This is a genomic window from Microcystis wesenbergii NRERC-220 (assembly GCF_032027425.1).
Taxonomy (GTDB): Bacteria; Cyanobacteriota; Cyanobacteriia; order Cyanobacteriales; family Microcystaceae; genus Microcystis; species Microcystis wesenbergii_A.
This window is the reverse complement of the sequence record NZ_JAVSJA010000001.1, coordinates 4534929-4553012: the sequence shown is the minus strand read 5'-3', so window position 1 is coordinate 4553012 and position 18084 is coordinate 4534929. Positions and strand designations below refer to the sequence as shown.

Sequence of the window (18084 nt, the reverse complement as noted above, 5' to 3'; positions counted from 1 at the left end):
CAGAGATGGTTAATTGCCCTCACCCCTAACCCCCCCGATGTCGGGGGGCAAGGGGGGGTAAGATACCTGCCAAGAATAAAGAAAAATGGTATTAGACATCGATAAACACGCCATTTGGTACGCAAAGTGCGATCGCTGTGGACAAATCTGGTTGGAAGCAGGTCAATTCAGCCAATATAAACAAAATTTTGCCCGAAAAGGAGTTATAGATTTAGCTAAACAGGTTTTATTGCTGTAACTGATGACCACAGCTACTACAAAAGCGATCGGTTGCCGCTACTTTTGCCCCGCATTGACGACAAAATCGGACTTTGCTGACGGTTTTTGTGTCTCCCATACTCATTTTCATATCTCCCATCTCCATTTCCATGGGGGCAAAATTCATCGACATATTACCCATTTTCATCGGTTGCATCGGTTGCATCGGTTGCATCGGTTGCATCGGTGAGGAGGAGAAACTGGTAGCAGTGGTCGATTGAGAGGACTGAGAAGCTCTAGAGGTATGAGGGGAGGAAAAACCGATACTGCTTCCTTGAATTTGGATTCTGTGGGGGCCGGTTTCGGTGATAATTTCAATCATCGCCCCTTGGGGAATTATCTCTATTTGGGGTTCTTTTGTCCAAACTCCCGTGGCAAAACTACTGCTAGACTGCTGTTGTTGTCCCACTGCACCACTAGCGAGGGTAACAATCGTCTGCAGCCCTTGATTATCGAGATAGAGACGTTGTCCTGTGGGTAATTCACTATAAATAGCCATATTTTTGACAGGAAAAAGTAAAAAGTAAAAAGTAAAAAGCTAGTTAACACCCCCAGGATCCAGTCTAGCGAGGATAGAAATGTTAGAGGATTTTCTTAAGAATTTTATCGACAAAAAAAGGGCGGTTTAACCCACCCTCACCATGTCTCAAGAAAACAAACTTTTTAACGGACGCTACCGGCTAATTTATCGACCCGAATCGGTTTCATCAGGTACAATTTGAGGAATTGCCAAGCGTTAGAGGCGAAGATCGGCAATTTCTTCAGGAATTTAACTGGTGCGGCACTGTTTTCGCTATCGATCGCCCGTAATCCCTCGTTATTGCGAACACAAATCTCTAGGCGATCATAAAATTCAGGACTATCCACATCGAGAACAATCGGGAAGACGCGGCCGGCGGTTTCATTGGTCTTCTCGATCACATACTTATCGTACTCGCGAGCGTCCAAACCGAGAATGGCGTAGAAACCGGAACGCTGAGTATCATTGAGATACATCGTAGCGAAGACCGAAAGCAGGAAGAAACGACACCAGAGACGAGCGCGCCAATCGTTAAGAATATCGGGCTGCGCACGCATGATCGCATCAAAGAAGTCCCCGTGACGGTTTTCGTCTTGACACCAATTCTCGAAGAAGTTAAAAATCGGATAAACCCGATCTTCGGGATGTTGTTCGAGATGACGATAAATGGTGATATAGCGCCAATAACCGATTTTTTCGGAAAGATAGGTGGCGTAGAAGATAAATTTCGGTTTAAAGAAGGTGTAGTTACGGCTTTTGGTTAAAAATCCCAAGTCAAGGGAGAGGTTAAAATCCGATAAAGCCTTATTAAGGAACCCAGCGTGACGCGCTTCGTCCCGGGACATGAGGTTAAAGCATTCTGCGAGGACGGGATTTCTGTTTTTTAAACGTCTGCCGAGTTCTTTGTAGAGAAGAAAGCCGGAAAATTCAGCCGTGCAGGATCTTTCCAGAAATTCCACGAATAAGCGACGAGTTTCGCCATCAATATGCTCCCAAGAGCGATCGAATTCTTGATTGCGAACGAAGTGATGCCGGTTATAATCGGTACGGAATTCCTCTAAAATCGCTTTCAGTTCTTCCTCGTTAGCGGCGATCGACATTTCCGCCATCGCTTCAAAATCAGTGGTGTAGAAGCGGGGAGTGAGGATCGTTTCTTTAGCGGGAACTTTTATACCCGGACGGATTTCCTCGAATTCTGGTTTTTGGATCGTGCTGACCATAGGGATTATTGATTTTACTCTGGGATGATGATTAGGACGAGTAAAGGCTCTGAGATGATAATGACGAGCCGTGAAAAAACGGCTAGGATTCACTATAGCAAGCTCTCAGCCCTAGACTCCCTTCCTGTTCATTAAAAGTTACAACTCTTAATTAAGCTGTGTAAACAAACGCGGCTTTTTCCCTGGGAGTCTTGACAACTGTTCGGAGAGGTGGGGTGATATGGGGAAAACTTCTGGCGATTGCGCCTAAATGGAGTATTATGCAGAAAGTTTCCGTATATCTTTACTCTGGAGAGTGTTATGCAGAAAGTTGACCTATAATATGTAGTTATGCCGCTTAGTCCTTGGTAGGGGCGTAACCGGAGGCGAAGCTGTTGGGATGTAGGGTTAGACTGGCGGAAAGTTTTTAGTAAAATGTAATTTAAGGTTACTTGTGAGCAAACATTGCTCTGGATAAAATTTCATAGTATAATCAGCGCCGAGCCAAATACATACTGAACGCAGATGCTTGAAGAATTTGTGAGCTTAGGGAAGTGGTGGCTTCCTAACAAACCAGAAGTAGTAGTTCCAGGAAAACTAAGCTTTTCGCCTGAGAGTGGCGCAACATTAGAATTAATTGGTTCGCTTTATAGTTCACAGTTTGAAGAGATAGGTCAGGTAGAAGACATTGCCTTTCCAAATGAGATTTTTTCCATTGAAGGGGAATCAAATCTAACATCAGCTGTACGACTTGACTTTATAAAGTTTGAGGAAATCATTATTCTCGGTTTGCTTGATAACAATGAAGAAATTACCTTATACAGGTGTTCTGAACGAAGTAAAAGCTTTGAATTTGTAAAAGGCAGATTGACACGCATTTCGTTCAATGTCAGGTATGTTTTTAGAAAAATTCACTTTGAATATGAACAGGACATAAAATTTAAATCTATTTCTGTTCAATATTCTCATCTAGAGAAATGGGTTGGCAAATCTGGAATAGAGGTTTTTGTATCTCAAGAAGAGAACAAAATATGGATGAGTTATCAGCCGCCATCGAGTATTCATTTGGCGAAAATTGGCAGTCTCGATTTATATATTACCTTTTCTTCAGTATGTGTTTATCCATTTTACCCTAACGCGTACAATGCAAATATTGAGCAAAAAACTTATCTGACCATACAAAATCCCTGCAATCAACCAATAGATGATTGTGTCAATTTATTGATAAGATTCAGTGATTTGTTAAGCTTTGCAATGACAAAAGCAACTTTAGTAATTGAGGTTACTGGGAAAGCAGATGTCATTCATGAAAAGCCTGTACAGCAAGCAAATGGAGATTTCACACTGGAAAAAGAGGCGCGGGAAACTCAAGTCATCATAATATTTGATGTATGCAATCCTACGAAGAGTTCTGAGATAAACTTGTCCCCCAATGAAATGCTATTTCGATTTAGTGATGTAGAAACCAATTTGGGATCATTCTTTGAAGCATGGATTAATAAAAGGGAGGAATATGAACCTGTTTTTGACTTGTTAATGGCAACAATGTATAGCTCTAGCCTTTACTTGGGTTATAAATTTCTAAATATAATCCAAGCTTTGGAGGCTTATCATACAAGCAAGTATGAAGGTTCATATCAAGATAGAAAGATTTACAAAAAAGGACTTTACAAGAAATTTATAGAGGTATTGAACGATTTTCCAAGTGAAAGTGATAATCAAGAAAATGGAATTAGTGATGAGTTTAGAAATGCTTTAAAGGGAAAACTAAAAAATCAAACAAGCTTTACTTTAGAGACAAGACTCAAAGAAATTCTTAATAAAGTGTCCTCCTTGCTGCCAAATAAGCCAGATTTTATAGGAAACAAAAAAGATAGGGAATTATTTTCTAAGAGAGCTTCTGAAACTCGGAATGCATTGACGCATCATAATAAAGAAAAACGACAACAGGCGGCAAGGGGTCGGGAGTTATTTCAACTTTTTCATACGTTGACTGTGATTCTACAAATTTGCTTATTAAGAGAGCTAAACCTTCCCGATGAGTCTATTAAAATTCTTGTGGAGCGAAATAGAGCATATCAGAAAGAATGGCGACCACCTTCAAACTGATTAACCACTCACGATTATATTGCTTGTTAAGTGCGATCGCCGATCTGGTAGGGTGCGTTCCCTAATGTGACTCCCACTGCTCCACCGATCGATTTTTGGGGAACGCACCATGCACATTTATTGCAGCTGTGGGTTAAAGTGCGATGCCGCTCTGGTGGGACCAGTTGAGGAATGTTAGCGAAGATTCCCAATGTTTAGGTTAAAATAGAGGGGCAAAAGTTGCAACAGGGTCGCTTATTTTTAGCTGTGCTTCGTGTCACTGAGCCTTTACATTGAGCGTGTCGAAATGTGTCGAAGTGTGGACACTGAGCCTGTCGAAGTGCTGTTTTATATTGGCGTAGCCTCTCATCTCCGAGGTAAAACCGAGGGTTCCTTCAAGCCGACATTTAAGGTAAAATTGAGCCTCTAGTTTCTGTGGGGCAATAACGCTTTGAGTCAGCCTCTAGTTCTAAACTTACAAAGCCTTAACCAAGGACTTCCCGCTATCACACCCGCTTTTGGGTCTGCGATCGCGGAAGCGGGTGCGATTTGTCTAACCGATGAAGCTCACCAACCAGGAGTAACACTCGAAGTTAAGGGAGAATTTTCCACTCAATTCAAACTCGATTGGCAACCTGTCACCGAGCAAACCCGACGATGTTGGAATGATCAAGAGTACACGACGGAACAAGCTGCTTATGGAATCGCATTCCTGTTAATTCTGCAATTGACCAATCTCACAGTTATTGAACGTTCCCGAAAAGGGACTGGATTTGATTATTGGTTAGGAAGTCAAGATTCAGCTATCACATTGCCGTTTGAGCGAATGGCACGCCTAGAAGTCTCTGGGATTCGTAAGGGCAATCGCAGTAAAATTAATGCCAGAGTCAAGCAAAAAATCGAACAAACTGGTCCATCTGACGCAGAAGGGTTGCCAGCCTATATCATTGTGGTAGAGTTCAGTCGCCCGATCTCTGTCGTTAGCACAAAACAGAATCCTGAAGGAGCCTTACTTCAATGAGCCAGATTCAAACGTTTCACCAACAAGCAATGGATTTAGCCGAGGCAGCGGCAGTCGCCCGCTTGAGAGGTGCGATCAAACAGGCGACACAGTTGACACGCCAAGCCTTTGAACAAGAAACCCAAGCTGCTAATTTAATTGCTGGCGTTCTCGATGCCGAACCCACTCGATCTGTCCTCCACCGTAGCGCTGCATCTTTAGCGATCGAATGTGGTGAGCTACGAGCCGCAGAACGCCTGATCGCAACAGCATTATCCGGGAATCCACCCCCAGAGATCGCGGAAGAACTCAAAGATCTATTCATTCAAATCAATCTGAGTCAATATCTGAAGCGTCAAGGAATTGATATTGACATCAAAGAACTGCAAGGCTTAGTAAATCAGTAATGGATCGGTGAGGCACGGTCTAACAACACAGTGGAGCGGACGGTACAAAGTCTTTGCGCTTCGTTCTAGTTCTCTCACCGCCGCTCACTTTAGCCGTTATCTTGACAAGAGGGAAGAAGGATTTTCTCAATTCAAACCATAACAATTGATGATACATAGCGCTTTTCACGTTACTAAGGTATCGACAAGTTTTGCCAACAAGGGACTTAAGCCCCTTGCCCATGCCTCATCCTGATAAAAACTGCTATAATGCTCAACGGATTTAGTCTCGGTGAAAATTTAACGGGAGAGATAGCGGCTTTGAGTGCGGCGGCACTTTGGGCGATTTCTGCGGCGATTTATAGCCTATTAGGCCAGAAAATCCCGCCTTTATTGCTTAATTTTCTGAAAGGAGTAGTCGCAATCGCTTTAATTGCCCTGACGCTGCCCCTTTCCGGACAATGGCGCGATATTAATCAGCAAAGTTCGGTATTTATACTCTTGACAAGTGGCGCAATTGGTATAGGAATCGGTGACACGGCCTATTTTACCGCCCTTAATTATTTGGGACCGCGAAAAACCCTCCTGTTAGAAACCCTTTCGCCTGCCTTGGGGGCGATTCTGGCGGCGACTTTTTTGGGGGAATCCCTGAAAATATCGGCTTATATTGGCATTATTTTGACCATCTTCGGGGTTGCTTGGGTTATTTCCGAAAAAACTCTCGAAATCAATAGTCAACGCCCTTGGCGGCGAGGAATTCCCTGGGCTTTAATCGCAGCGATTTCCCAAGCAGTGGGGGCGGTTTTATCTCGTCAGGCACTGGTGCAGTCGGGAATGTCGTCTTTGCAGAGTACCCTTTTTCGTCTGTTAGCGGGGACGGGAATAGTGTTAATTATGATGTTTTTTCGCCGTCAGGAATCATCACCAGCGATTAACTGGTCATTGCGTCTGATTGCTATTATTATTGTCACTGCTTTCGGCAGTACGTTTTTAGGCATTTGGTTACAGCAAACTGCTTTAAAATTCTCTCCTGTGGGTATTGCCCAAACTCTCACCGCTACCAGTCCTTTATTTGTCCTGCCGATCGCTGCCATGATGGGGGATCGGATTAACTTGCGGGCGATTTTCGGGGTGATGATTGCTTTGCTAGGAATTGGGATTTTGTTTCAATGAGTGGTTTATTCATCGGTTTGTAGTCTTGTTTTAGCAATAATGCGGGTTTTCTTTAAATCACCCTCGCTCAATTCTTCTCCCACCTGTAAACGGGTGGCATTAGTTTGGAGGACAGTGGCGGCGTTTTTCTCTCCCAATTGTAGGGCGGTTTTGGCCGCGGTTTGTAGCATGGTGGCGGCGGCTGCTCGATCGCCCTGTTTTAATTTTTCTTCGGCGATTTGGGTTTGACGATATTTGGCTAAAGTCAGAATTGATTTGTGAACTTGATCGTTTAATTGGGATTGATAGAGAGCTTGGGAGGTGATATTAAGGCTAACAGTCGCAGTTTCTAGCCCTTTTTGACCGGAAGCGGGATCATCGTAGCGAATCTTCACTTTAGCTATGGTGTGAGTACCGGGGGGAATTTGGTCAATATAGAGATTGAGGAGGAGAATTTTTTCTTCATCTATCATTAAATCACCCAAACGGGTGATGTAAAAATTGCCCTCTTTTTGTAAGCTCATTTCTATAGTTTCTGGGGCAACTTGGGCAATGGGTTTTAACTCCGCTAAATGAGTCCGAGCATCTAATTCTAATTGCAGGAAAGCGTTAGTTAACCGGACAGATTGCAGCCGGTTAAATAGACGAGTAAATTCAATTAAAGCTTGTTCGGGTCTTTCGATATAGGATAAACTTCCCCCAGCGATATCGGCAATTTTTTCTAGGATATCTTGATTCCAATGATCGCCAAAACCGAAGGTATTTAAGGTGATACCGTACTCAGCCGCCACTGCGGCTAATTTTAAACAGCGTTGATTGTTTCCGTGTTCATTTTCACCATCGGTAAGCAGAAAAATATGAGACACATAACCTTTGCTGCCAGTAGAACTTTCTTGAATACCTAATTTTATCCCTTCATCCATCGCCGTGCCTCCTCCCGCTTGTAATTGTTGAATTTTTGAGCGAATTAAGGTCAGATCATCCTGTCGCGATTGGGAGGGAAGAATAACTTTGGCGCGATGATCGAAAGCTATCACCGAGAGACGATCGTTAATACCGAGGGATTCTATTAAACTTAAAGCCGCTTTTTTGACCGTTTCTAGGGGTTTTCCCTGCATAGAACCGCTATGATCGAGAACTAAACAAAGATTAATCGGTAAATTTGTGTTGATCTGTTCACTGGTGGCGGCGATCGATAGCATCAGTTGACGTTGACTGCTGCTTTGATTAGCATCGATATGACTGTCACTCAAGGCCGATTTTAGAGTTACCCGCATAAGAGTTTTTTATCGTGGTCGTTGATATTTCTATTGTAATGAGTATAGTTAGATTTGTGGGGGTGGTGATTTGTTTGGTTTCGTCAGAGACGGTTTTATTAGTGGGATTGATCACAAACGGTTGACCACATTCTTTACATTGACGTTTGGGGTTTCCATTAGACCTCGACCTAATTTAATTAAATCACAATAATAGGATATAATAAAAAAAATAGTAACTCAAAAAAAGCCTTGAAAAACTACCCTTGGCAATACATTCAAAAATATCCGAAACAAACTAAAAGACTATTAGGGATTGACTACCAACAACTAGAACAACTGATGGCCCTTGGAAAACTTATACATCGGAAAAACCAATCAGAAATCGAAAAAACCAAAATTAGGATTAATCAACCAGGAAGCGGAACACCTCCTAAATTGTCAGAAGAGGAACAAATTGTTCTAATGTTGGTTTATTTAAGACATCATCTAAGCTTTCAAATCTTAGGACTAATGTTTCAATTGAGTGAATCAACGGCTCATAATATCTTTACCTATTGGCAAAAACTTTTTGAAGGAGAGTTACCGCCAAGTTTGTTAGAACAAATAAAGAAGTGCCAAGAAGAGGAAATAATAATTGAACAATTAAGGAATTATGAGTTGATTGTCGATAGCGCAGAACAGCCCGTGGAGATGCCGACCGATTATCAAGAGCAAAAAATATATTATTCGGGAAAGCAAAGAAGACATACTTTAAAAAGTCAATTTATTGTTTTGCCAAAAGCTGAAGATATTGTTGATGTAGTTATTGGTCAACCTGGTCCGACGAGCGATATAAAAATCTGTCGGCAAACTTTAAGCAAATTCGATTCTCAACAAACTTTTATTGGAGATAAAGCTTACCTGGGAGAAAATCAAATCAGAACTCCTGATAAAAAACCTAAGAACGTAGAATTAACCGAGAATCAAATTAAAGAAAATAAAGTTTTATCATATCGGCGAATTTTTGTTGATCATTTAATTCGAGTTATCAAAGTATTTAAGGTAGTTCAAGAAAGATTTAGATTAAATAAAAGTCGATATAAATCTGTTTTACTGACCGTTTGTGGCTTAGTAAGATTGAGAATTAGTGCGCTAATTTTAGAAGTAATAGAATGGGAGCAATCAGGGGAAGTAATTGACGTTATAATTAGCCATAGTTTTCCGTCAAAATTCGATTTTGTCTCTTTAAACCCTGATTAATCCGTTTTTAGAGCTAATTTTGACTCTTGGTCTAATCTGCCTGTCTTCCTTGCTGTGACTGACTTATAAATTTTTGGAGATGTCTATTATGAATAGAACCATTCTTGATAGTATGGTGAGAACCACAACACCGGACAGGGGAATAGAGTCGGACTAGAGGGGTGATTTTGTTCGGTGCTAGACTGATATTTGAGTAAGCCAGACAGGAGCCACAAAAAGATATTTATCAGAAAAGTCATGATCAAGCTAGAGGTATAAAGACTGATCGGGTTCCAATTATTTTTATTAATAAATATTTGACACACTTCATACCGGATAAGCAAGAGGGCTACGGCACTACTACCAAATCATTACCCCGGCTCCCTATTCCTTCCAAATCAGTATCGGGGTGACGCTGGCCTATTTGCTGATCACGGCCGCCTTGAGTAGCCGGGGTGATTAGATACCTTTGCTGCAGCGTTGTCGGTAGTAAAACGTAGGGCGCGTTAGACGGCAAAAATTGCCGCTGTGACTGGAAGGTGACAATCCGTCGTAACGCACCACCTATCATCAACATTTACTCGTACCGGCGGTTACGTTTGCGGATAATCCAGAGGATAAACCAGATAACGAGGACAAGTAGAGCTATTTTTGACACAGGAGCCAGATATTCTTCCACAAGGGGGTAATTTTTCCCTAAAAAGTAACCTGCTGCTGTTAAAAAAACGACCCAGAGGGTCGTGCCGATGGTGGAGTAAACTAAAAAGGGAATCATCGCCATGTGATTCATCCCGGCGGGTAGGGAAATCAAAGTTCGCACTCCGGGGACCAAACGACAGAGTAAAACCGCTTTACTACCGTGACGGTTAAACCATTGATTTGCTTTTTGAATATCTTTAGCGGAAACGGTAATCCATTTGCCGTATTTATCGGCTAGTTTTTCGATTTTTTCCTCATCCACAACGCGACCGAGATAATACCAAGGTAGCGCTCCGACTACGGTTCCGACAATCCCCGCTACCACTGCCGGAATAAATTCCATTTGTCCCTCATGGATGGTAAAACCGGCTAGGGGCATAATTAATTCCGAGGGAATGGGAGGAAAAAGATTCTCTAAAAACATTAATAGGGCTATGCCTAAATAGCCCATAGAAGTCATTGTATTTGTAATCCATTCAGTCATAATTTTTGAGGATTTAGAAAACAGTTTAAAAGTAAAAAAAGGGAGTGGGGGAAGTATTTTCAGTAAAGAGTAAAATGATATCCCACATCTGAAAACTGAAAACTGAAAACTGATAACTGAAAACTGATAACTGATAACTGATAACTGATAACTGATATTAGGTTCCGGAAGTCCAGGAGTTGATATATTCTAATTGGGCTTCGGTGAGAGTATCGATTTCAATCCCCATGGCTTGCAGTTTCAAGCGGGCGATTTCTTGGTCTAATTCGTAGGGAATCGAGTAGATGCCGGGGGCCAATTTACCTTGATTTTTAACCAAGTATTCTACACCGATCGCCTGGTTAGCGAAACTCATATCCATAACGGCGCTAGGATGACCTTCGGCGGCTGCGAGGTTAACTAGGCGACCTTCACCGATAACAACGACGGATTTACCGCTTTTTAGGCTATATTGTTGGGTAAAGTTGCGAACTTCCTTAACATTATCGGCTTTTGCGCCTAAAGCTTGCAGGTCGATTTCAATATCAAAGTGACCGGAGTTGGAAACAATCGCCCCATCTTTCATCAGGTCGAAATGTTCAGCCCGGATAACGTGCTTGTTACCAGTGACAGTGATGAAGATATCGCCTTCTTTGGCGGCTTCATCCATGGGCATAACCCGGAAACCGTCCATCGCTGCTTCAATGGCGCGCACGGCGTTGATTTCGGTGACAATTACATTAGAGCCTAAACCTTTGGCCCGCATAGCGACACCCTTACCACACCAACCATAACCAGCCACAACCACGGTTTTACCGGCAAGGAGGATATTGGTGGCGCGAATGATACCATCAAGGGTAGATTGACCTGTACCGTAGCGATTATCAAAGAAATGCTTGGTTTCTGCGTCGTTAACGTTCATTGCGGGGAAGGATAACACCCCAGCTTTGAGCATGGCTTGCAAACGGACGATACCGGTGGTAGTTTCTTCGGTAGTACCGATAATGTCGGGTAATTGGTGACTTCTTTCTTTAACCAGGGTGGCCACTACATCACAACCATCATCGATGATAATCTGGGGTTTATGATCGAGGGCGATTTGAACGTGACGGTGATAGGTGTCGTTATCTTCCCCTTTGATTGCATAAACGGGGATGCCGTAATCAGCGACTAAACAAGCGGCCACATCATCTTGGGTGGAAAGGGGATTACTAGCAATTAATAACGCATCAGCGCCACCGGCTTTGAGTGCGATGGCCAAATTAGCGGTCTCGGTGGTAACGTGACAGCAAGCGACTAAACGCAGTCCAGCAAAGGGTTTTTCGATGGCGTAACGTTCGGCTAATTGACGCAAAACGGGCATTTCCCGACCGGCCCATTCGATGCGCTGTTTGCCGATGGGGGCTAAACTAATATCTTTGATGTCGTATTTCTGTTGAACTGGTGTTGCTACCATAAGGGGTTTTCCTTAAATACAAGCCTAGGCTATTGGTTAATTTAACTTAACATTGTCTGGGGATTTTGGCTAATGTCAAGCTTTTCACCGGTTTTTTATATAGGAAAAAGTTATCAATCCCTCACTGACCTATCCAGAACTCAGTATATTGTCTCTATTCTGTCCGATTATTTAGTACACTTAGACTACTGCACAAGCTAAATTAAGCTAGAAATCTCTATCTGGTGATGATAAGATAAAGTGATGGGCGAGAAACTGACAGGCGTTAATCCCAAGATAATCCAATGGGCAAGAGAAAGGGCGAGATATTCTCTTGAGTCTGTGGCGGTCAAGTTGAAAAAAGATGTTTCTGTTATCGAGAAATGGGAGTCAGGAGAGGACTTTCCTACCTATAGTCAATTGGAAAAGTTAGCAGAAATATATAAACGTCCTCTCGCTTTATTCTTTTTCCCAGAACCTCCCCTAGAAGCGGAGGAAAAACAAGAATTTAGAACTTTGCCAGACTTTGAAATCGAAAATTTGGCCGCCGATACTATCTATGCTTTACGACAAGCAAAAGCGATGCAATTGTCGCTACAGGAAATTAATAATGGTATTAATCCTAGTGCCAAGAAAATCTTTCAGGATATTGCGGTTAGTTCTAGTGATGATTTAAGGAGATTAGCCGAACAGATCAGAAATTATTTAAACGTTACTCTAGAAGAACAACTGACCTGGAATGATCAGGAAACTGCCTTAAAAAAATGGCGGAGTACCGTGGAAGAAGCCGGTATTTTTATTTTTAAGCGTTCTTTTAAGCAGCGAGAAATTTCGGGATTTTGCTTGATAAATATTGAATTTCCCATCATCTATCTTAATAATAGCACGGAAAAATCTAGACAAATATTTACCATTTTTCATGAATTAGCACATATTCTTTTGCAGACTAATGGAATTACTAAGTCTAACGATAGATATATTAATAGTTTGCAAGGAGAAAATAAATATATCGAGATATTTTGTAATAAATTTGCTGCGGAGTTTTTGCTTCCTAATCATGTTTTTTCTGAGATAATCAGAGAAACAATAGTTAACGATAAAATTATCTCGAAAATTTCCAGGGATTATAAGGTTAGTCGAGAAGTAGTTCTACGAAAACTATTAGATAATAACTTTATTTCTCAGAAAGAATATACTCTTAAAGTAAACGAGTGGTACAGTGAGCAGGTGGGAAAAAGTCAGGACAAAAATAAAAAATCTGGAGGTAATCCCTATGCTAATCAGGCGACATATTTGGGAGAAAATTACCTAAAACTGGTGTTCAATAAATACTATCAAGGCCAATACGATATCGAGCGCGTTGCTGATTATCTAAACATTAAAAAAGTTGCTACGGTGGAAAAACTTGAACAATATTTATTAGACAAAGGACTGTTTTGATGGTTTACATTTTTGACACAAGTAGTTTTAAGGTTTTAGGAAACTATTTTCCCAAAAGTTTTCCTACCGTTTGGCAAAAAATCGATTTGCTTGTGTCAGAAGGTAAACTAGAATCAGTACGCGAAGTGCTTAAAGAAGTAGAATAGGGCAATAATAAACAATTTGTTTTAGATTGGATAGACTCCAATAAACAAATATTTTTACCACCCACTGCTCAGGAAACTTTATTTATTGCTGAAATTTTTTCTATAAGTAACTTTAAGGATTTAGTGAGTGAAAAAGCAAGATTACAAGGAAAGCCAGTGGCAGCCCCATTTATTATTGCTGCTGCTAAGATAAAAGACGGTTGCGTAATTACCGAAGAAGCCTTGAAGCCTAATGCTCCCAAAATCCCCACCGTCTGTCAACACTTTTCTATCGATTGTACCAATGTTCAGGGTTTAATGGAGCGAGAAGGTTGGCAATTTTAAAACTAAAATTAATGGATAAATTGCCAATAAATTTATATGTTGAAAAGGCTTTTTCTGGAAAACTAATAACCATGTTCAGTCAGAAATTCTAGGCTAATCTCGCTAGGAGCGTGATAAGAGCGCATTCCTAGCAATTTTTCCACATATTTGCCTAAAATATCCCCTTCTAGATTCACCCAATCGCCTAATTTTAAATGGGAAAGATTGGTTTCGGCGTAGGTGTGGGGGATGACAGCCACTTTAAACCAGCTGCCGGAGGCATCACAATCGGCCACGGTTAAACTAATCCCATTAACAGCTATACTGCCCTTACCGACGATATAACGAGCTATGTAGTTATTCCACTGGTCTTCTAGGGAACTAGGAGCAGCAAAGGTCATTTCCCACGAATTAGCCACGATTATCGATTCGACTAAACAACCAATACCGTCCACATGGCCAGTGACAAAATGACCGCCGATTTTACTACCCACCCGCAAAGAGGTTTCTAGGTTAACGTTGGTTTCCGTGTGAATTCTTCGTCCTAAAGTAGTGCGCTGTAGGGTTTCCGAGGAAGCGGTGGCCAGAAAACCCTCTGGGAGAATTTCCTCGACTGTCAAACAAACCCCATCCACAGCCACACTATCACCAATCATTAAATCTCGGAGAATTGTATCAGAGGATACAGACAAATAGAGTCTATCGGTATCCACGACCCGAATCGTTGCCAAGGCTTGAATTAATCCTGTAAACATCGGCTTTTTTCTCGACTATAAATCCTTATGAGTGAAAGATTGGGCATTTTCCCCAGAATAATCGGCGACAATATGACCATCTCCCACTAATTGATATTTGTAGGTCACTAATCCCTCTAATCCCACCGGACCGCGGGGAGGCATTTTTTGGGTACTGATACCCACTTCGGCCCCGAAACCGTAACGGAAACCATCGGCAAATCGCGTGGAACAATTATGAAAAACTCCGGCGGCATCAACTCGATCGCTAAAGGTTTTGGCCGTGTTAAAATTTTCGCTGACAATGGCTTCCGTGTGTCGAGAACCGTAATAATTAATATGTTCGATGGCCGATTCTAGACTATCGACAATTTTAATTGACAGGATTAAATCACTATATTCGGTTTGCCAGTCCTGTTCTGCGGCCGATGGCACGTTAATAATCTGACGAGTTGCTTCATCTCCTAATAATTTAACCTTTTTTTCCTCTAATGCCTGGGCCACTGCGGGTAAAAATTGTCTAGCGATGTCTTGATGAACCAATAAAGTTTCAATGGCATTACAAGCGGCAGGATATTGGGTTTTACCATCGACGGTAATCCTAATTGCTTTGCTTAAATCGGCTTCTTTGTCGATGTAGAGATGACAGATCCCATCGGCATGACCGAGGACAGGAATGCGGGTATTATTTTGGATATAACGCACAAATTCGTTAGAACCTCTAGGAATTATTAAATCGATGTATTGATCAAGTTTTAATAGTTCCTGAATTTCTTCTCGTGTTGTTAATAATCGTACCGCCGCCGGATTAACTTTAGTTTGACTCAAGGCCTGATGAATAATTGTTACTAAAGCTTGACAAGAACGGAGCGCCTCTTTCCCCCCTTTTAAAATAACGCCATTACCGGATTTAATCGCTAAACTGGTAATTTGAATTAAAGCATCGGGACGAGCTTCAAAAATAACACCTAAAACCCCTAAAGGACAGGTTATTCTCTGAAGAATTAAACCTTGATCTAATTCCCGATTAATTTGCATCGTAGCTAAAGGATCTGCTAATTTAACCACATCTCGCACCCCGGCAATAGCGGCTTTTAATTTGCTGGAACTTAACTCTAATCGCGCACATAAAGCTGGGGATAATTCCATCGCCTTGGCCGTTTGAACATCCGCCATATTAGCTTCTAGTATCTTATCGGCATTGGCAGTTAAAGCCTCAGCAATAGCCTCTAAAGCTTCATTCCTTTCTTCGTTAGTCAGGATGGCCAGTTGACGACTCGCTTGACGGGTTTCTCTGGCGATTTCGGGGAGGGATAGAGAAGTTGTAACCATAGAAAATTAAAAGTAATAATCGCTATCTTGTTTATTTTATCTTATTTTTGAGAAAGTTTCAGGGTCATTAGACCTCTGGTAAAAATAAAAAATTGTTGTTAGGAGTCGGTAGTCAGGAGAATTAAGAATCAATAATAATCAATTAAATGGTCTATAGCGGTTCTCGCATCTGTGCGGCACACTTAAACCTTTGCTGATTAAGCTGTTCAGGATCGGGAATGTACCTCTTGTGAATCAGAAACGCTATATTTACAGATTTTATGGGTGCATCTCATTTTTGTAAATCTACTGAGTTGGGATTTTTAAGGGGAAACTCCCTGCTAAAATTGAGCGTCATTTCCGATTTTATCACTCAATCCAAACCTTTGGGGGGTTCTACCCCCCAAACCCCTAGGGTTGATTCATAGTAGGGTTGATTCATAGTAGGGTTGATTCAAGGTAGGGTTGATTCAAGGTAGGGTTGATTCAAGGTAGGGTTGATTCAAGGTAGGGTTGATTCAAGGTAGGGTTGATTCATGAATCAACCCTACCCAAACCCCGGAGCGCATTAGCTTTTCGGTGAGATGCTTACACGCAGCTGCTGACACATTTGTAATCATTTAAGAGTCACAGATAATTGCTGACTGTCGGTATTTCTGTAAGTGTGATACCATTTTTCTTTATTCGTGTCCCTCTCCCTTTCTGGGAGAGGGGTTCGGGGTGAGGGTAATTAACCATCTTTGCCATTACTTTAGAAAAATGGCATAAGATGCACCTGATTTTAGGCAATTTAATCCTTATTTTTGCTGGTTTTGAAACCTAAAAAATTAATTAGCCAAGAGGTTTATTGAAGGTTATCAACTCTTGTCATGATCATCATAAATCTAGTTAAATAGAAAAAATAGCCGAAATTAGTTATTTTTCTATCCTAGACCTTTAGAGACATTATAGTTAACATCCCTACAGGATCTAGACTATCTAGACCAGATTGGCAATCAGACAGTTAGATACTTCTTGACGCGCCCAACTATCGGCGGCTAAAATGTCATCTAGGCTAGGGGTAGAACTGTTATGAATTACAAAGCGATCGCAAACTTTTTCGATCACCCGGGGAATATCTAAGAAACTAATCTTTTCTTCTAAAAATAATGCTACCGCTTGTTCATTGGCCGCGTTTAATACTGCCGGCATTGCCCCACCCGCGCGGCCGGCTGCGTAGGCTAATCCCATACAGGGATATTTTTGATGATCGGGTTCTTTGAAAGTTAAACTGCCGGCTTTAACTAAATTTAAAGGTTCCCAATCGGTATAAATTCTTTCGGGCCAAGACAAGGCATATAACAGGGGTAAACGCATATCTGGCCAGCCTAATTGAGCTAAAACCGAGGTATCCTGTAACTCAATTAAAGAGTGAATAATACTTTGAGGATGAATAACAATATCGATCGCATTATAATCTACACCAAATAAATAATGAGCTTCGATAACTTCTAGACCTTTATTCATTAAAGTAGCCGAATCGATGGTAATTTTTCTGCCCATCGACCAGTTAGGATGTTTCAGGGCATCAGCTACGGTTACTTGCGGCAATTTTTCCACCGGTAAATCGCGAAAAGCACCCCCAGAAGCGGTGAGAATAATCTTTTTTAATCCCCCAGTGGGAACTCCCTGTAAACATTGAAAAATAGCTGAATGTTCCGAATCGGCAGGTAATAATTTAACTCGGTGTTTTTCCACTAAAGGCAGCACCACCGGACCGCCAGCAATCAGGGTTTCTTTATTAGCGAGGGCGATATCTTTACCGGCAGTAATAGCGGCAATCGTGGGCAGCAATCCCGCACAACCGACAATTCCCGTGACGACGCTTTCGGAATCGCCATAACGGGCCACTTCGATTACTCCTTCCTTTCCTGCTAGGATAATCGGGGTATAGTCAAGGTCGGAAATTAGGCTTTTTAGGTCTTCTAGTTGACTTTCGTTATTAATCGCCACGATTTGCGGGCGAAATTGCCGAATTTGCTCCGATAGTAGTTGAATATTATTACCCGTGGCTAATCCCACCACTTGAAACTTATCGGGATGATCGGTGACAATATCGAGAGTTTGAGTACCGATCGAGCCAGTAGAGCCTAAAATCGAGATTTTTTTCATAGAAACTTACTATAATTTGGGGATTAGCTTTTAATATACGTTCTCTGGGGTCTTTCCGGCACATCAGCGTAAATATTAAATATTTGTTAAAAAAGTTGCTATTTTGACTTTTTTGTGCTAGCGCTTAGAAAAGGTCGGCGATAGAGATGGTGACAGAGAAGAAATCGCATAGAAAAGCCGATGGATTAGGCTGTCTAGCGGGGGGTCTGGTTTTTTGCCTCTTATTTCCCCTGTGTTTTTTCGTTTTTGCTTGGTTATCCTTCGCTGTTGGCCCGATGGGTTGCGCTTTCCCCAGTCAATGTTCGGCAGAGGAGGAAATAAT

General features: G+C 41.7%; 16 protein-coding genes and 3 pseudogenes. 8 read left to right on the top strand and 11 right to left on the bottom strand.

All coding sequences use genetic code 11. The features are described from left to right. Positions 1-85: 85 nt before the first annotated feature. Positions 86-238, top strand: a complete 153-nt coding sequence (locus RAM70_RS22120) for a TFIIB-type zinc ribbon-containing protein (protein ID WP_193745632.1) — start codon at positions 86-88, stop codon at positions 236-238. Here RAM70_RS22120 and RAM70_RS22115 read toward each other — a convergent pair. Continuing rightward, positions 227-757: a zinc ribbon domain-containing protein gene (locus RAM70_RS22115; RefSeq protein ID WP_045360662.1), complete on the bottom strand. Its 531-nt coding sequence runs from the start codon at positions 755-757 to the stop codon at positions 227-229. The genes RAM70_RS22120 and RAM70_RS22115 overlap by 12 nt on opposite strands. Positions 758-921: 164 nt before the next feature. Beyond that, positions 922-1998, bottom strand: coding sequence for a magnesium-protoporphyrin IX monomethyl ester (oxidative) cyclase (acsF, locus tag RAM70_RS22110; RefSeq protein ID WP_002752007.1), 1077 nt, complete (start codon positions 1996-1998; stop codon positions 922-924). A 504-nt stretch (positions 1999-2502) separates the two neighbouring features. On the opposite strand from acsF, the gene RAM70_RS22105 reads away from it, so the two are divergent. The 4 genes from RAM70_RS22105 (at position 2503) to RAM70_RS22090 (ending at position 6624) form a co-directional block, all read left to right on the top strand. Then, positions 2503-4086 carry an ApeA N-terminal domain 1-containing protein gene (locus RAM70_RS22105; protein WP_288002192.1) on the top strand — a complete coding sequence of 528 codons (1584 nt, stop codon included), beginning with the start codon at positions 2503-2505 and terminating at the stop codon, positions 4084-4086. Positions 4087-4516: 430 nt separating this feature from the next. Beyond that, the gene (locus RAM70_RS22100; protein ID WP_045360664.1) at positions 4517-5086 is read left to right on the top strand and encodes a hypothetical protein; all 570 of its coding nucleotides are present in this window, start codon (positions 4517-4519) and stop codon (positions 5084-5086) included. After that, positions 5083-5472 (top strand): hypothetical protein, encoded by a 390-nt coding sequence (locus RAM70_RS22095; protein ID WP_045360666.1) that lies wholly within the window; start codon positions 5083-5085, stop codon positions 5470-5472. The genes RAM70_RS22100 and RAM70_RS22095 overlap by 4 nt, the downstream gene beginning before the upstream one ends. Positions 5473-5721: 249 nt before the next feature. Then, positions 5722-6624 (top strand): DMT family transporter, encoded by a 903-nt coding sequence (locus RAM70_RS22090; protein ID WP_190381576.1) that lies wholly within the window; start codon positions 5722-5724, stop codon positions 6622-6624. 5 nt (positions 6625-6629) lie between these two features. Here RAM70_RS22090 and RAM70_RS22085 read toward each other — a convergent pair whose 3' ends face one another. After that, positions 6630-7880 carry a vWA domain-containing protein gene (locus RAM70_RS22085; RefSeq protein WP_312675642.1) on the bottom strand — a complete coding sequence of 417 codons (1251 nt, stop codon included), beginning with the start codon at positions 7878-7880 and terminating at the stop codon, positions 6630-6632. Between the two features lie 55 nt (positions 7881-7935). Then, positions 7936-8037: pseudogene (locus RAM70_RS22080) on the bottom strand (ISNCY family transposase); the annotation flags it as partial. A gap of 74 nt (positions 8038-8111) precedes the next feature. On the opposite strand from RAM70_RS22080, the gene RAM70_RS22075 reads away from it, so the two are divergent. Then, positions 8112-9101 (top strand): transposase family protein, encoded by a 990-nt coding sequence (locus tag RAM70_RS22075; protein WP_312675640.1) that lies wholly within the window; start codon positions 8112-8114, stop codon positions 9099-9101. Positions 9102-9171: 70 nt separating this feature from the next. Here the strand turns inward: RAM70_RS22075 and RAM70_RS22070 are convergent. The 4 genes and pseudogenes from RAM70_RS22070 to ahcY form a co-directional block, all read right to left on the bottom strand. Further along, a pseudogene (locus RAM70_RS22070) lies at positions 9172-9340 on the bottom strand (ISNCY family transposase); the annotation flags it as partial. Between the two features lie 89 nt (positions 9341-9429). Then, positions 9430-9651, bottom strand: coding sequence for a hypothetical protein (locus tag RAM70_RS22065; protein WP_312675638.1), 222 nt, complete (start codon positions 9649-9651; stop codon positions 9430-9432). A gap of 6 nt (positions 9652-9657) precedes the next feature. Then, positions 9658-10263, bottom strand: a complete 606-nt coding sequence (locus RAM70_RS22060) for a DedA family protein (RefSeq protein ID WP_312675636.1) — start codon at positions 10261-10263, stop codon at positions 9658-9660. 157 nt (positions 10264-10420) lie between these two features. Beyond that, positions 10421-11698 carry an adenosylhomocysteinase gene (gene ahcY, locus RAM70_RS22055; protein ID WP_272104153.1) on the bottom strand — a complete coding sequence of 426 codons (1278 nt, stop codon included), beginning with the start codon at positions 11696-11698 and terminating at the stop codon, positions 10421-10423. 243 nt (positions 11699-11941) lie between these two features. Between ahcY and RAM70_RS22050 the strand changes: the two genes are divergently transcribed. Together RAM70_RS22050 and RAM70_RS23145 are read left to right on the top strand one after the other, a co-directional pair. Continuing rightward, entirely contained in the window at positions 11942-13117 is a 1176-nt protein-coding gene (locus RAM70_RS22050; RefSeq protein WP_312675635.1) for an ImmA/IrrE family metallo-endopeptidase, read from the top strand. Beyond that, positions 13117-13587, top strand: a pseudogene (locus RAM70_RS23145) (PIN domain-containing protein). Before RAM70_RS22050 ends, RAM70_RS23145 begins: the two are co-directional and overlap by 1 nt. 62 nt (positions 13588-13649) lie before the next feature. On the opposite strand, the gene RAM70_RS22040 reads toward RAM70_RS23145, so the two are convergent. The 3 genes from RAM70_RS22040 to dxr all read right to left on the bottom strand — a co-directional run bounded on the left by RAM70_RS22040 (position 13650) and on the right by dxr (position 17762). After that, positions 13650-14321, bottom strand: coding sequence for a riboflavin synthase (locus RAM70_RS22040; protein ID WP_045360680.1), 672 nt, complete (start codon positions 14319-14321; stop codon positions 13650-13652). Positions 14322-14336: 15 nt separating this feature from the next. Beyond that, the gene (gene proA, locus RAM70_RS22035) at positions 14337-15632 is read right to left on the bottom strand and encodes a glutamate-5-semialdehyde dehydrogenase (protein WP_312675634.1); all 1296 of its coding nucleotides are present in this window, start codon (positions 15630-15632) and stop codon (positions 14337-14339) included. 957 nt (positions 15633-16589) lie between these two features. Next, a complete protein-coding gene (gene dxr / locus RAM70_RS22030) occupies positions 16590-17762 on the bottom strand; it encodes a 1-deoxy-D-xylulose-5-phosphate reductoisomerase (protein WP_045360683.1) in 1173 nt (390 codons plus the stop codon). Positions 17763-18084 lie beyond the last annotated feature (322 nt).

Coding starts and splice junctions, on each gene's coding strand:
- acsF (WP_002752007.1), bottom strand. CDS start 1,998: ATGGTCAGCACGATCCAAAAACCAGAATTCGAGGAAATCCGTCCGGGT.
- ahcY (WP_272104153.1), bottom strand. CDS start 11,698: ATGGTAGCAACACCAGTTCAACAGAAATACGACATCAAAGATATTAGT.
- RAM70_RS22095 (WP_045360666.1), top strand. CDS start 5,083: ATGAGCCAGATTCAAACGTTTCACCAACAAGCAATGGATTTAGCCGAG.
- RAM70_RS22050 (WP_312675635.1), top strand. CDS start 11,942: ATGGGCGAGAAACTGACAGGCGTTAATCCCAAGATAATCCAATGGGCA.
- RAM70_RS22120 (WP_193745632.1), top strand. CDS start 86: ATGGTATTAGACATCGATAAACACGCCATTTGGTACGCAAAGTGCGAT.
- proA (WP_312675634.1), bottom strand. CDS start 15,632: ATGGTTACAACTTCTCTATCCCTCCCCGAAATCGCCAGAGAAACCCGT.
- RAM70_RS22065 (WP_312675638.1), bottom strand. CDS start 9,651: ATGATAGGTGGTGCGTTACGACGGATTGTCACCTTCCAGTCACAGCGG.
- RAM70_RS22085 (WP_312675642.1), bottom strand. CDS start 7,880: ATGCGGGTAACTCTAAAATCGGCCTTGAGTGACAGTCATATCGATGCT.
- RAM70_RS22040 (WP_045360680.1), bottom strand. CDS start 14,321: ATGTTTACAGGATTAATTCAAGCCTTGGCAACGATTCGGGTCGTGGAT.
- RAM70_RS22090 (WP_190381576.1), top strand. CDS start 5,722: ATGCTCAACGGATTTAGTCTCGGTGAAAATTTAACGGGAGAGATAGCG.
- RAM70_RS22060 (WP_312675636.1), bottom strand. CDS start 10,263: ATGACTGAATGGATTACAAATACAATGACTTCTATGGGCTATTTAGGC.
- dxr (WP_045360683.1), bottom strand. CDS start 17,762: ATGAAAAAAATCTCGATTTTAGGCTCTACTGGCTCGATCGGTACTCAA.
- RAM70_RS22115 (WP_045360662.1), bottom strand. CDS start 757: ATGGCTATTTATAGTGAATTACCCACAGGACAACGTCTCTATCTCGAT.
- RAM70_RS22105 (WP_288002192.1), top strand. CDS start 2,503: ATGCTTGAAGAATTTGTGAGCTTAGGGAAGTGGTGGCTTCCTAACAAA.